General features: G+C 45.9%; 20 protein-coding genes and 1 pseudogene. All 21 read left to right on the forward strand.

Annotated features, from left to right (window positions below):
* Positions 1-447: 447 nt before the first annotated feature.
* Positions 448-1,026: a hypothetical protein gene (locus tag PHX60_RS06775; protein ID WP_300076108.1), complete on the forward strand. Its 579-nt coding sequence runs from the start codon at positions 448-450 to the stop codon at positions 1,024-1,026.
* Between the two features lie 501 nt (positions 1,027-1,527).
* Entirely contained in the window at positions 1,528-1,968 is a 441-nt protein-coding gene (locus PHX60_RS06780) for a hypothetical protein (RefSeq protein ID WP_300076110.1), read from the forward strand.
* Between the two features lie 144 nt (positions 1,969-2,112).
* Positions 2,113-2,616 (forward strand): hypothetical protein, encoded by a 504-nt coding sequence (locus PHX60_RS06785; protein ID WP_300076112.1) that lies wholly within the window; start codon positions 2,113-2,115, stop codon positions 2,614-2,616.
* A gap of 168 nt (positions 2,617-2,784) precedes the next feature.
* A complete protein-coding gene (locus PHX60_RS06790; RefSeq protein ID WP_300076113.1) occupies positions 2,785-3,249 on the forward strand; it encodes a hypothetical protein in 465 nt (154 codons plus the stop codon).
* A complete protein-coding gene (locus PHX60_RS06795) occupies positions 3,240-3,554 on the forward strand; it encodes a hypothetical protein (protein ID WP_300076115.1) in 315 nt (104 codons plus the stop codon). The genes PHX60_RS06790 and PHX60_RS06795 overlap by 10 nt, the downstream gene beginning before the upstream one ends.
* 58 nt (positions 3,555-3,612) lie before the next feature.
* Positions 3,613-3,840 (forward strand): hypothetical protein, encoded by a 228-nt coding sequence (locus tag PHX60_RS06800; RefSeq protein ID WP_300076117.1) that lies wholly within the window; start codon positions 3,613-3,615, stop codon positions 3,838-3,840.
* Entirely contained in the window at positions 3,830-3,901 is a 72-nt protein-coding gene (locus PHX60_RS15995; protein WP_366144366.1) for a DUF1010 domain-containing protein, read from the forward strand. Before PHX60_RS06800 ends, PHX60_RS15995 begins: the two co-directional genes overlap by 11 nt.
* Before the next feature lie 506 nt (positions 3,902-4,407).
* A complete protein-coding gene (locus PHX60_RS06805; protein ID WP_300076119.1) occupies positions 4,408-4,854 on the forward strand; it encodes a hypothetical protein in 447 nt (148 codons plus the stop codon).
* A 189-nt stretch (positions 4,855-5,043) separates the two neighbouring features.
* A complete protein-coding gene (locus tag PHX60_RS06810; RefSeq protein ID WP_300076121.1) occupies positions 5,044-5,301 on the forward strand; it encodes a hypothetical protein in 258 nt (85 codons plus the stop codon).
* 78 nt (positions 5,302-5,379) lie between these two features.
* On the forward strand, positions 5,380-5,670 hold the full coding sequence (locus tag PHX60_RS06815; protein ID WP_300076123.1) for a DUF1010 domain-containing protein: 291 nt from the start codon (positions 5,380-5,382) through the stop codon (positions 5,668-5,670).
* A gap of 30 nt (positions 5,671-5,700) precedes the next feature.
* Positions 5,701-5,991: a DUF1010 domain-containing protein gene (locus PHX60_RS06820; protein ID WP_300076125.1), complete on the forward strand. Its 291-nt coding sequence runs from the start codon at positions 5,701-5,703 to the stop codon at positions 5,989-5,991.
* A gap of 27 nt (positions 5,992-6,018) precedes the next feature.
* On the forward strand, positions 6,019-6,408 hold the full coding sequence (locus tag PHX60_RS06825; protein WP_300076127.1) for a hypothetical protein: 390 nt from the start codon (positions 6,019-6,021) through the stop codon (positions 6,406-6,408).
* 112 nt (positions 6,409-6,520) lie between these two features.
* Complete coding sequence (locus PHX60_RS06830; RefSeq protein WP_300076129.1) at positions 6,521-7,219, forward strand: hypothetical protein; 699 nt, start codon at positions 6,521-6,523, stop codon at positions 7,217-7,219.
* A gap of 574 nt (positions 7,220-7,793) precedes the next feature.
* A complete protein-coding gene (locus PHX60_RS06835; RefSeq protein WP_300076131.1) occupies positions 7,794-8,303 on the forward strand; it encodes a lysozyme inhibitor LprI family protein in 510 nt (169 codons plus the stop codon).
* A 142-nt stretch (positions 8,304-8,445) separates the two neighbouring features.
* Positions 8,446-8,802 carry a hypothetical protein gene (locus tag PHX60_RS06840; RefSeq protein WP_300076133.1) on the forward strand — a complete coding sequence of 119 codons (357 nt, stop codon included), beginning with the start codon at positions 8,446-8,448 and terminating at the stop codon, positions 8,800-8,802.
* Positions 8,803-8,817: 15 nt separating this feature from the next.
* Positions 8,818-8,952, forward strand: a complete 135-nt coding sequence (locus PHX60_RS06845; RefSeq protein WP_300076134.1) for a DUF1010 domain-containing protein — start codon at positions 8,818-8,820, stop codon at positions 8,950-8,952.
* Between the two features lie 142 nt (positions 8,953-9,094).
* Positions 9,095-9,163 (forward strand): annotated as a pseudogene (locus PHX60_RS16000) (DUF1010 domain-containing protein); the annotation flags it as partial.
* Positions 9,164-9,238: 75 nt separating this feature from the next.
* A complete protein-coding gene (locus tag PHX60_RS06850) occupies positions 9,239-9,577 on the forward strand; it encodes a DUF6678 family protein (RefSeq protein WP_300076135.1) in 339 nt (112 codons plus the stop codon).
* 77 nt (positions 9,578-9,654) lie between these two features.
* Positions 9,655-9,960, forward strand: coding sequence for a hypothetical protein (locus PHX60_RS06855; protein WP_300076137.1), 306 nt, complete (start codon positions 9,655-9,657; stop codon positions 9,958-9,960).
* A gap of 1,027 nt (positions 9,961-10,987) precedes the next feature.
* Positions 10,988-11,305, forward strand: coding sequence for a hypothetical protein (locus PHX60_RS06860; RefSeq protein WP_300076139.1), 318 nt, complete (start codon positions 10,988-10,990; stop codon positions 11,303-11,305).
* A gap of 460 nt (positions 11,306-11,765) precedes the next feature.
* Complete coding sequence (locus PHX60_RS06865) at positions 11,766-12,272, forward strand: hypothetical protein (RefSeq protein ID WP_300076141.1); 507 nt, start codon at positions 11,766-11,768, stop codon at positions 12,270-12,272.
* The last annotated feature ends 47 nt before the right edge of the window (positions 12,273-12,319 follow it).

Raw genomic sequence — 12,319 nt, forward strand, 5'->3', positions numbered from 1 at the left:
CAACAGGACTCAATTGGGCAAGCAGTCGCTGCGGGCGTAGGTGCCACTGCGGGCGCTGGTGTCGGAGCCGCAATCGGCGTCACTACCGTCGCGGCAGCCGCTCAAACGGCCGCGGCTGCCGCACTTGCCTCGGCGGGAGCGGCAGCAGGTGCAGGCGCTGCCGCAACAACTGCCGCCCTTGCTACTGCAGGAGGAGGCGCACTTGCTGCAGGCGGCGCGGGGATGGTTGGCGGCGTCGGTTCTATCGCCGCAGCAGCAGCCACATCTGCTGCCGTTCCGGTAATCGGATGGGCGATCGGCGGCGCAATCCTCGCGGGCGGGGGCGCATGGGGCATCTACAAACTCGTCACGCGCAAGAAGGTTAGCAGCTAACAATTCATTCAAGCCGAAGCCGCTTCGCGGCTCGGCTTAACTCAAACGTTAGGCCTCATGGCCCACAAATCACTTATGCAGCTCCAAAAATACGCAATACCGCTCTCCCTCCTTCTTTACTCGGCTCTAGTGGCTTCCGCTCAGCAAGTTGGCGGTTTGAGCATCGATTACGCCGTTCCATTCCAAGAGAACTCTGTTAAAGCACAAGCGTGGCAAGCAAAGATGAATCCCGAAGTGCGAGGAATGCTGCGAGACTTTCGGATATTCGAAGCAAAGGGTACTTCTGGGATATCTGATGTCCGTCTGCTAAAGATGGAGTACACGTCCCAAATCCGCGGAGACATCGACTCTGCGGCAAGTGAAACGGTAGCGAACATCGTCAGATTGCCAGGGATCAAAAATCCTCACCACACAATTTTAAGAACGAAAGTTTCCGGGCACGACGCGCGCCGCGTCTCATATGAGTCTGAGCGGAACGATGGGCGAGTTGGCGCAGAGTTTCTGATAGTCCAGGATAGATACACCCAGACCGCGTATCAGCTACAGCTAATTTTTTCCAAGCGCCCCAGCATCAATCCGCTTGCTTCAACAAGCCTCGATGAAGAGCGTACCCTCGCCAAAAAGGTTCTAGATTCGGTGCGAGTTGGTCAGTAACTCACATCGAACGATCGAAGGTGCGAGAGCCATCCCAGCGAGGTCTAGCCCTTCAATCGAGAGGATGTCACCCGGCAAGCCGGGTGCCGCCTTTCATCTCAAATGTTAGCCCTGACAAGCGGAGTCCTTCATGCAGAAACAGTGTGCGTATTGCAATCGTTTTTTCACCGCATCTAATAGGGCACAGAAATTTTGCTGTGCCAGCTGCAAGAACTGCTCGCATTCCAGTCGACGCATGGCCTCGGCAGACGAGCACAAGCTAATTACCGCCTCTGGATACTACGCAACAGAGAGCGGCAGAAATGATGTAGAGCGTGGGTTACATGACGAAACGCTGCGGAGCAACTCAATTACTCGCGAAGATTGGCTTGCAAAGTGGAATTTGAAGAACATCTCTGCCTGCAAGACGGGCTAACAATTCATTCAAGCCGACGCCGCTTCGCGGCTCGGCTTAATTTAAGCGTTAGGCGATGACGCTCGCCCCCAGAAAAGGTCTGCCCTATGGATATTTTCAGTTTCTTGCGTGAGCATGGGTCGCCTCCAAGTCCAACCGACGAAATCCTCTATGAATTTGTTGCGGGAGAACTTGCCAATTCGATGGTTAAGCAAGGGTTGTGGACGAAAGCACTTTCTGATGCTGAATGGAATGAATCGAAAGCGAAAAGTCTTTACGTGAAGATGCGGATTGCCCAACTCAGAAGTGAATTACTTGCTCACGTTGCTCAACAACAAGCGCTGTTGTCCGATCCGGCCAACGAGGCACGAGCTTTTGGCTTGTCTGAGGAAGATATTGAATATCTCAGGAAACCTATCAAGGCCATCCGCTATGTTGAAAAGTATCGTGTATCAAAGGACAAGCTTTCGAAAGCGATTGGCCTTGGAAAAATTCGCGGGGTGCTTTGTGGTGATGTGCTTTGGGTGCAAGACCGAGAAATATCGTGATGTCCAAAACATCCCGAGCACGTTCATTGGAAAGTCGGCGCTGGTGGGACGGCAACATTCGCCTAACACTGCGCTCCAAGGGACGCTGCGCGATAAAGCCGCGCCGCGCCCCTGAGCTTGGACGTTAGCCATTAAGAGGCAGTAATGTTCGAAAAATTTCGTCAAAATTCAGTGGCAGCAAGGCTTTCCAATGAGGCGCTGCATGAACAGGTCGGGAAAGAGCTATTGCAGGGAACCTTGCGAACAGGCTTGTGGATCAAAGCATTGGCAGACTGTGGTGGCAATATAGAAAAGGCCAAATCTTTCTATATAAAGTACAGAGTGCAATCAATCAAAGACGATATGGAACTGGCTTCAAAGATATCTCGTCAGCATAACTTATCAGAAACACAGGAAATCCACCCGAAAGATGAAGAAATTAAACCATCAAATATACAAATTTCGGATTTTACTGATGAACAGTTGATTAACATACTCTGCGAAAATATTTTCGATTCATCTTCAGGGAATCAACTAGAAAAAATTATCGTTGCTTTACAGAAGCGCGATATTGATTTTGATACTATTGATCTTATTGTGGCGGATCGGGTCGGTGCAGAAGGTGTTGAGCAACTCGACTTTTACAGGTCATGCCTAAAAGCAGAGTAGCAACGATTTATTTCATGTACAAAAAGGGATGGAGATAATTATGGTTTACCATGCGAACAACACTGATACAGATAAATATTCTTAATTCAGCTAAAAGGTCTAACTTTTGCTCAAGCGGACAGCTTCCAGCTGCCGCTTACCTTAGTTCGTTAGGCGCTGGAGTACATCGTGAAAAAGATCGCATCAATCTTCATCTTCATACTGGTTCTGATCGCAGCCAAGGCCATCGGAAATTTCGGAGGGAAATATGCTGCAACAAGCAAGCAACCAAGTCAACATGAACTATTGAGAATGTTCGTAAACGAATTTGCCGTGAACAATGTAAATTTCAAATATCCCATGAAGATAAATGAAGAAACATACCTGATCAGCAGATCAATAAAAGATGAAGGCCAGTCAATGTTTGTTGTTGAAAATTATCGGATTATCGCTCCTGTTACGGCCAGCCCAGGCGAGATCAAAGCGGCAGAAGAAAATACGCAGCAGCAAGTTAAAAGCATTTTCTGTGCAAGCCTTCAAGAGCGGGATAAATTATTTACAGGCTACTCGTCTGTCGGAATAATACAAAACATCACAGACACCAATGGCAAGGCATTATTTAGCGTCAAAGTTGAAAAATCGCAATGCTCATAATTATCCTTAACTGTGCCACGCTTCTTGGCGGAGTATCTGCTATCTGGTTTTTGTGGGAAAAAAGAAAGACCATCTTGGCTTGGGTAAAAATAAAGTCCAACAAGCATATCAACCCATTATCCTTGAGCGATGATGAATTCCTATTTTTCTATTCAATCAGAAATGCCATGCTGACTTCGCAGTATCTGCCAACAGATCAAAATGAAGAGTCAACATGCAAATCTCTGGTGAACGCCGGGATTTTGGCTAAGCGGGGCGAATTCTATGTACTTACTTCAGCGGGGCGGGCCATGGCACGCGCCTAACAATTCATTCAAGCCGACGCCGCTTCGCGGCGCGGCTTAATTCCGGCGTTAGAAAAATATGAAGAATGACCTAAAAAATCTTGTAGCCTACATTGCCCCTTGTGGGGTCGTCGGTTTCATTCTTGGTCTAGCACAAGTAAATATTTACTTCTCGCTCCTTGCCTGCTTTTTCGCGCAATATTATTTTAAAAAAACAGACGTTGGAACTTTGCTTGGACTTTCAACATTTTTATATGGCCCTATAGCTTTTACTGCTTATATTATTGGAAAAGCTCTTGTTACATAATTTATCCAACCCGGCGCTCAAGCCGACCCGCATACTGCGGGCGGCTTATCTTGTTCGTTAGCACTTGCCCACGGTGGTGCTTATTCCACGCGCATAAGAATCCAGTTTGGTTTACGCCAGTGTTTCCAAAGCAAGCTTTGCCTTTGGTTTTTTGGTTCAATTTTTCCGGTGTCCTATTGGCGCTGGTGCAGGTTCGTTTTTCCGGCTATGCTGTTGGCCTTGGGTGGCTGGTGCGTGGGCTTAGGTTCTAACTCGGCAGTCAACGCGGACGGCTTCGCCGCCGGTTACTTTGGTTCGTTAGCACTTGCCCACGGTGGTACTTATTCCACGCCCGTTAAAAATCCGGTTTTTGTTGTCGCTAGTTTTCCAACGTAGGTTTTGCCTTTGGTTTTGTGGCTCAATTTTTCCGGTGTTCTATTGGCACTGGTGTGGGTTCGTTTTTTCGGCTATGCTGCTGGCTTTGGGGGGCTGGCGTGTGGGCTTGGGTTCTAACTCTGCGCTCAAGCGGACGGCTTCCAGCCGCCGCTTACCTTGGTTCGTTAGCCAATTTTTTATTAAGGTATTTTAATGATTGCAGCAATTGGATTCTTGTTGGCGACTTTAGGGGCTTTTGCTCTTGTAATATATTCATTTGTGAAAACGGCGATAAAATTAACAGCTGCGTTTTCGGCTTTTGTTATTATTGATTTCTCTGAAGTCCGTGTTAGTGGCATATATTTCTTGATTTTGTTTGTGCTAGCATCCCTTTTGATTAATCATCTCTTGAATAAGATAATATTTCATGGGCTTTTTGATAAAAATAAAACGCCTGCTTTATGTTTTGTTTATGGAATTTTGCTTTGTTTTATTATAAGCTTTCCGCTTTCCATGATGGTGATAGAGGTAGGTAGATATTTTGTTAAAATAGATGGTAGTTTTGATAATTTCTATTGGCCCACTCTTTATATTTCTGTTCCGATATCAATTTTTTATACTTTCATTTCTTTGAAAAGTATGGATAAAGAGGCTGAATAAAGGGGCCAGCAATAAAAAATAAAGGGGCCAGAGAATAAAGGGGCCAGGGTCGAATTGTTATAATAATAATAAATAAAGAATAAATAAAGAATAAATAAAGAATAAATAAAGGGCCAGGTTCGAATTTTTTTGCGTGTGAGGAAATTTTATGGTCGAAATAAAGGGGCCAGGCTCGAATTATTTTTCTGCTTGGGCGCTGGTGCTAACCCGGCAGTCAACGCGGACGGCTTCGCCGCCGGTTACTTTGGTTCGTTAGCACCTCCCCACGGTGGTGCTTATTCCACGCCCGTTAAAAATCCGGTTTTTGTTGTTGCCAGTTTTCCAAAGCAGGTTTTGCCTTTGGTTGTTTGGCTCAATTTTTCCGGTGTCCTATTGGCACTGGTGCAGGCTCGTTTTTCCGGCTATGCTGCTGGCTTTGGGTGGCTGCTGTGTGGGCTTTGGTTCTAACCCGGCAGTCAACGCGGACGGCTTCGCCGCCGGTTACTTTGGTTCGTTAGCACCACAGAAAACCAATTTATTTCGCCCATGTTTATTCAAACGGCATTCAATTTCTCAAGCGTTGTGCAGCGCTGGGTTTGTCGTTTCTCTGGGCTTCGCCTGCTGGCGCTCCATCGTTTTCCAGCATTTTTGGCACCTAGTCATTTTTCAGTAAGCGCAAGCAGCTATTGTTTTTGCAGTGCTGTGCCGCCTCGGTGGCTCCGTGCTTTTTCGCAGTTCATGCCCGTCGCCAAATTCAGGTTACCCGTTTTGGTTTCTGGCTCTAACATTTCGGTCAAGCCGACCCGCATTCTGCGGTCGGCTTACCTCGCCCGTTAGCACCACTGAAACCCAGCTTTATTCAAGCCCATGTTTATTCAAACGGCATTCAGTTTCTCAAACGCTGTGCAGCGATGGGTTTGCCGTTTCTCCGGGCTTCGCCTGGTGGCGTTACGCTGGTTTGTGGTCTTTTTGGCCTCTGGCCCTTGTACAGCAAGCGCAAGCGGCTATTGTTTTCGTAGTGCTGCGCAGCCTCGGTGGCGCAGCGCTTTTTCGCAGTTCGTGCCCGTCGCCAAATTCAAGTTATTCGTTTTGGCTTCTGGTTCTAACATTTCGGTCAAGCCGACCCGCCTACGGCGGTCGGCTTACCTCGCCCGTTAGAAATCAAAATTTTTCTGAGGTAAACAAATGAGTGAAGTTGAAAATTTATTACATCAACTTTTGGGTGATATTATTGTCTTTATTTTATTTTTAGCGATTACTACAATAACAATTTTTTGGGTACCTTTTTATGTTAAAACAAAAAAAATGAATCCTGAAGAACGTAAAAAATATATAGAAGAACTGCAAAGAAAAAAACACGAAAAATATCTCCAGAACGCTTTTGGTTGTACTAATCCTAAACTTATTTGTCCACACTGCCAAATTCAAGGAACTATTCGTGCGAAAAGTGAAAAAAGGTTGTTATCAACAACTGGTAAGATTGGTGGCATATTAAAGACCAACACAACATCAACAACAATACAACATGTAACCCAGCATCACTGTGATAACTGTGGGAGCACATGGGATATATAAAATTAAAACTAGGGTCGAATTATTTTTGCGTAAGCGCTAGTGCTAACCCGGCAGTCAACACGGACGGCTTCGCCGCCGGTTACTTTGGTTCGTTAGGCATTCAGGAGGGATCGTGGAACTCAATATAGGAAACAGTATTTTTCCAGGTATGAATGACAAGAAAGGCTTGATGGTCTGTGGCTACGAGTGGGGGTTTAGCGAAGCAGATCAAAAACTATTTGAGTCTGGAGAAGATGTGTTTTTTGATAAGAATGCAATAACAACTTTTTCTAATAAATCTCCTGCGCATGGGAAAAGAGCATTGACTTGGAGGTACGATAAGAGAATTGTCAAATGGTTTGAACTTTGGAACCATCCGCTGTCCAGAGAAGGCCTTGGTGGTGATTTTGAAAAGCTTATCCTGCAAACAAATTGGTGCAACACGCAAGGCTATAAAATTCAAGAGAGCTATTACAAAAAACTAATTAATCAAAATCAAATTAAAAATTTTATTTCCCATATTGAATATTTTCAGCCATCATTAATTCTTTTTATGGGATCGGAAATAATTAATATATTGCAAGATCCTTTGGTTAAAGATCAATTTGAAAAGATACTTGGCTGCTCAGAAAAACCACCAATTAAAATTCAAAAACCATTTTCTGGTAGGCAATTCAAAATAGGATTTCAGGAATTTGAAAATTGCCAAGTTGTCTCTTTGCCTCATCCAAGCAGTTCTCGTGGGTTGAAAGATGAATATATCCAGAAATTTGAGCCAGAAATTGGCGTATTTATAACCGAACTAAAAAGAAAGAAAGGTATAAACTCCTAACCCAGCAGTCAACGCGGACGGCTTCGCCGCCGGTTACTTTGGTTCGTTAGCACTTGCCCACGGTCGTGCTTATTCCACGCCTGTTAAAAATCCGGTTTTTGTTGTCGCCAGTTTTCCAAAGCAAGTTTTGCCTTGGGTTTTTGGGCTAGTTCTTTCCTGTGTCTTATTGGCGCTGGTGTTGGTTCGTTGTTCCGGCTATGCTGCTGGCTTTGGGTGGCTGCTGTGTGGGCTTGGGTTCTAACGCGGCAGTCAACGCGGACGGCTTACAGCCGCCGGTTACTTTGGTTCGTTAGCACTTGCCCACGGTCGTGCTCATTCCACGTCCGTTAAAAATCCAGTTTTGTTTGCACCAGTGTTTCCAAAGTGGGTTTTAGCTTTGGTTTTGCGCTGGGTACTTTTGGTTTCGTATTGGCGCTGGTGCAGGTTCGTTTTTCCGGCTATGCTGCTGGCTTTGGGTGGCCGGTCTGTGGGCTTGAGTTTTAATGCTTCGCTCAAGCGGATGGTCACTAGCCGCCACTTGTTTTGTTATATAATTTTAGTTAAATTAAATGATGATTAAATATGAAGGAAATAAATGAAAAAAGATAATAGCAAAAAAATATTTAGTACTGTTTGTGTCATTGGAATAATAATTTCTGCGAGTGGAGCTTCTCAAGCAGCGGATCCTGTGTCAAATGCAAGGGCTGGAGTTGCTAGTACAGCTTCATTGTTTCCTCAGTTAAAAATAGATAATTTAGATAAATGTGTAGATAGTATAGATTATGGAGCCGCAAAAAAATCGCAGTTAGCAACTTGTCTGGAGGCGGAGTTTTTGCGCCAAGATAAGCAGCTTAATTTTGAGTATAAACGAGTTCGCCAAAGTACTTCATTGCGAGAAAATCTTTGGAATACAGAGATAACTACAAATGAGCTTAAAAAATCTCTTCTAAATGCACAGAATTCATGGTTATCCTATCGAGATAATTGGTGTCGATTTAAATTTGATTCTGCATCTGCAGAAGGCCCAGATGTGGCGCAGCAGACATGCTTAATTGATCTCACTAAAGAGCAGATCAGCAAGTTAAAGGATGCAGTACTAAATTAGGTACTAGTTTTTCCGGCTATGTTGCTGGTTTTCGGTGGCTGTCGTTTGGGCTTTGGTTCTAACGCGGCAGTCAACGCGGACGGCTTTCAGCCGCCGGTTACTTTGGTTCGTTAGGCATTATTAAAAATACTGGAGATGAAATATGTCAGTAAACCCTAATTTGGTTGGCAGTTATCTTGAGAGCAAGCTAAAGTCTCGCCCATACAAAACGGTAACTTATGGTGAAATTTCCGCTAAATTTGGGCTTCCTAATTTTAATGGAGCATGGGCCGCACATCCGTTAAGCCAAATATTTGAAGTACTCGATCAACAAGATGCAAACGCAAATCGCCCATTCAGAACATCAGTTGTTATTGCTATTCACAATAATGCCCCAGGCCCAGGTCTATACGAGGCACTTGAACGACTAAAATTCATTCCTGATCCTAAGACCAAAATCGCCAGAGAGCAATTATGGCTTTCAGAGCTAAAGGCAGCCTATATTTATTCATGGCCTTAATATTTTGTCAGTGCTGTGCCGCCTCGGTGGCGCTGTGCTTTTTCGCAGTTCGCGCCCGTCGTCAAATCCAAGTTATCGGTTTTGGCTTCTGGCTCTAACATTTCGGTCAAGCCGACCCGCATTCTGCGGTCGGCTTACCTCGCCCGTTAGCCTGCGAAAAACCTGCATTATTCAGCCCCATGCTTTATTCACCGGCATTTACCTTTTCAAGCGTTTATTCGTTGGGTTTTGGGTTTCTCGCCGGGCTTCGCCTTTTGGTGCTGCGCCAGTTTTCAGCTTTTTTGCAAGCATTGTGCCGCCTCCGTGGCGCACTGCTTTTTTGTGGTTTGCGCCCGTCGTCAATTTGGGGCTTCCCGTTTTGGCTGTTGTGGCTAACCGGGCAGTCAAGCCGACCTGCCTTCGGCAGGCGGCTTACTTTCGTTCGTTAGAGCCAATCATGAAAACTCCGCCCCACCTTATTCCTGTGATGAACAACACGAAGTGGGATGAATTGCGCTTGGCTATGTATGAACTTGAACCAGCACCCGCGTGGCGCACAAAGTGCTGGGAAAACGGATTCGTCACCCCGTGGGATCGTGAGTGGTACTACCACTTTCGAGAAGGAGGGTACGAACTTACCGAATGGGTTGAAATTCGTACCGAATCAAATGAACAAAGGCATAGCGTGCTCTCTATGCTCGACAGAGTCCATGTACCAACAGAAGAAATCTCAGATGGGTTTCGTGTGTATGGCTATATCCAACCAGGCCAGCAAATTGAGTATGCAAAGCTCTAACCCTACGCTCAAGTTCGCTCCCTTTGGTCGCTGGGACGCGCCTTCGGCGCGCCCCTTAGCTACACGTTAGGTGACACATGAGTAATCGTGCCGTACATATCCTCGGCTGGGTAATTGCCACACTCTCATTAGCTGTAGCGTTGCTTGGGGCTGCCCCCTTCACGCCAGCCATTTTCCTAGTAGCATTCCTTTTGCCGGTTGCTGCATTTGTTACTTGGCGCGGAGCGGTTGTTGGCAACTTGTCCCTCTTGCTTTGTATGTTTGCCTTCGCCATTAGTCCCTTGCCAATGGGACAACTCTTTGAATGGCCGCTGGCAGTTGTGTGGCTAATCCTTTGTTCGGTCGCTATTGTTCTTGGCACCGTTCTGGCTCCAAGGTTCTAACTATTCGCTCAAGCGGACAGCTTCCAGCTGCCGCTTACCTTAGTTCGTTAGCACTTGCCCACGGTGGCGCTTATTCCACGCACGTAAAAAATCCGGTTTTTGTTGTTGCCAGCTTTTCCAAAGTAGTTTTGCCTTTGGTTTTGTGCCGGGTACTTTTGGTTTCGTCTTGGCGCTGGTGCAGGTTCGGATTTCCGGCTATGCTGCTGGCTTTGGGTGGCTACTGTGTGGGCTTGGGTTCTAACCCGGCAGTCAACGCGGACGGCTTGCAGCCGCCGGTTACTTTGGTTCGTTAGCACTTGCCCTCGGTTGCGCTTATTTCACACATTTTAAAAATCCGGTTTTTATTGTCGCCAGTGTTTCCAAAGTAGGTTTTACCTTTGGTTTTGTGGCTTGGCTTTTCCGGTGTCCTATTGGCGCTGGTGCAGGTTCGTTTTTCCGGCTATGCTGTTGGCTTTGGGTGGCTGTTGTGTGGGCTTGGGTTCTAACGCGGCAGTCAACGTGGACGGCTTGCAGCCGCCGGTTACTTTAGTTCGTTAGCACTTGCCCACGGTGGTGCTTATTCCACGTCCGTTAAAAATCCAGTTTTGTTTGCACCAGTGTTTCCAAAGTAGGTTTTGACTTTGGTTTTGCGCTGGGTACTTTTGGTTTCGTCTTGGCGCTGGTGCAGGTTCATTTTTCCAGCTATGCTGCTGGCTTTGGGTGGCTGTCGTGTGGGCTTCTAACCCGGCAGTCAACGCGGACGGCTTACAGCCGCCGGTTACTTTGGTTCGTTAGCACTTGCCCACGGTGGTGCTTATTCCACGCCCGTTAAAAATCTGGTTTTTGTTGTCGCCAGTTTGCCAAAGTAGGCTTTTTCTTTGGTTTTGCGCCAGGTACTTTTGGTTTCGTCTTGGCGCTGGTGCAGGTTCATTTTTCCGGCTATGCTGCTGGCTTTGGGTAAGCTAGTATGTGGCTTTGCTGTCAATGTGGAATACAAGCAGATGGCCTTTAGTTACCGCTTGCCAGTTGTAAAAAGAAAGATTAATAAATGAATAAGAAAGAGTGGGATCGCACTGAGCTTCTCAGCCTTATATCAGCATCATCGACTCTAGCGGGTCTTTGTATAACTGTCGTCGCAGTCATGAATTCGATTAGCAAGAATGACCAAGCCATAACTATTATCGATGATATTTTTGCTTTGTGCGCCGCTGGATTTTTGCTCTGCACATATTTAATTTTTTGGGCGCTGCGTAGTAAGTCAGACCGAACAAGGTTGATGCTGATTAATGTCATTGACGTACTTTTTCTTGCTGCAATCAGCTCAATGACTTTTGCTGCCTTTATGATGATCTACACTATTTGGTAGCCCCCGAGTGGGCACAGGTGCAGCCTCGTGCTGTGTGACCCAAGACCACGGTAAAAACTGCTCTGCGCGGCTTTTTGAGCCTGTCTGCACCGACAGATCGGGCAATAGTCGTGGCTTCCTGCGCTACAAAACCTGCCAAATTTGGCCGATCTTTGCTTGCTACATGGTAGGCCATCGACCTACGGCTTCCCTTTTTGTTGGTGCTGAATCAGTACACGATCCTCATGGAGAGTACGCACAACTTGCGCGGCATCTCCTATAGCTCGGCATGACTTGTACGCTCGAAGTGCTCTAACGACAAAAAAATCACAACAATTGCCAAAAAATCATTGACCTGAATAAATTAAGCATATAGAGTCCGCAAGGATCGTTCATTTTTAATCATCAATGATCAGTGATTAAGCTAAACGATTATTTTAGGTAAAATTCATTACCTTTATATATATGGAGAGCAATAGTAATGAGTGTGAAAAAAATTAGTCGGACTATGCTGATAGCTGCTGCTGTGGGCCTTGTTGGTATGGCGAATGTCAATGCCCAAGAGCACATGAACAGTTTTCAGATTGTGAGTAATGTGCTGGAAAATGGTAAATCTTTGCGGCAGGGTCAAGGACTAAGGTCGCCAAATAATCAGTATGCTGCTGTTTTGCAGAAAGATGGAAATTTCTGCTTGTATAAATTAGATCCAAGTGCCAAATATGGTAATCAATTTATCAAATGCACTATGACAGTGGGTAGTGAAGATAAAAAAGGCGCTATTCTCACAATGCAGCAAGATGGAAATCTTGCTCTGTATAACTCACAGAATAAGCATCTTTGGTCAACAGATACCTATCGTGGAGGAATTGAAAAGCAGGGGTGGAGGTTGATTATGAGTGATGATGGTAATTTGGCTCTTGTCGCTAGAGCTGATCCAGGTAAGAACGAAAAACCTATTTGGGAATTCCAGAAGGGCAGGCTTTACTAAGCCCCTGAAAATAAGTTCTTCGGATTTTTGAGTATTTGTAGCCTTAC

Origin of the sequence: Giesbergeria sp., assembly GCF_028686475.1 — a bacterium.
In the GTDB taxonomy this organism is placed as follows: domain Bacteria; phylum Pseudomonadota; class Gammaproteobacteria; order Burkholderiales; family Burkholderiaceae_C; genus Simplicispira.

Coding starts and splice junctions, on each gene's coding strand:
- PHX60_RS06775 (WP_300076108.1), top strand. CDS start 448: ATGCAGCTCCAAAAATACGCAATACCGCTCTCCCTCCTTCTTTACTCG.
- PHX60_RS06780 (WP_300076110.1), top strand. CDS start 1,528: ATGGATATTTTCAGTTTCTTGCGTGAGCATGGGTCGCCTCCAAGTCCA.
- PHX60_RS06785 (WP_300076112.1), top strand. CDS start 2,113: ATGTTCGAAAAATTTCGTCAAAATTCAGTGGCAGCAAGGCTTTCCAAT.
- PHX60_RS06795 (WP_300076115.1), top strand. CDS start 3,240: ATGCTCATAATTATCCTTAACTGTGCCACGCTTCTTGGCGGAGTATCT.
- PHX60_RS06800 (WP_300076117.1), top strand. CDS start 3,613: ATGAAGAATGACCTAAAAAATCTTGTAGCCTACATTGCCCCTTGTGGG.
- PHX60_RS06805 (WP_300076119.1), top strand. CDS start 4,408: ATGATTGCAGCAATTGGATTCTTGTTGGCGACTTTAGGGGCTTTTGCT.
- PHX60_RS06815 (WP_300076123.1), top strand. CDS start 5,380: ATGTTTATTCAAACGGCATTCAATTTCTCAAGCGTTGTGCAGCGCTGG.
- PHX60_RS06820 (WP_300076125.1), top strand. CDS start 5,701: ATGTTTATTCAAACGGCATTCAGTTTCTCAAACGCTGTGCAGCGATGG.
- PHX60_RS06825 (WP_300076127.1), top strand. CDS start 6,019: ATGAGTGAAGTTGAAAATTTATTACATCAACTTTTGGGTGATATTATT.
- PHX60_RS06835 (WP_300076131.1), top strand. CDS start 7,794: ATGAAAAAAGATAATAGCAAAAAAATATTTAGTACTGTTTGTGTCATT.
- PHX60_RS06840 (WP_300076133.1), top strand. CDS start 8,446: ATGTCAGTAAACCCTAATTTGGTTGGCAGTTATCTTGAGAGCAAGCTA.
- PHX60_RS06850 (WP_300076135.1), top strand. CDS start 9,239: ATGAAAACTCCGCCCCACCTTATTCCTGTGATGAACAACACGAAGTGG.
- PHX60_RS06855 (WP_300076137.1), top strand. CDS start 9,655: ATGAGTAATCGTGCCGTACATATCCTCGGCTGGGTAATTGCCACACTC.
- PHX60_RS06860 (WP_300076139.1), top strand. CDS start 10,988: ATGAATAAGAAAGAGTGGGATCGCACTGAGCTTCTCAGCCTTATATCA.
- PHX60_RS06865 (WP_300076141.1), top strand. CDS start 11,766: ATGAGTGTGAAAAAAATTAGTCGGACTATGCTGATAGCTGCTGCTGTG.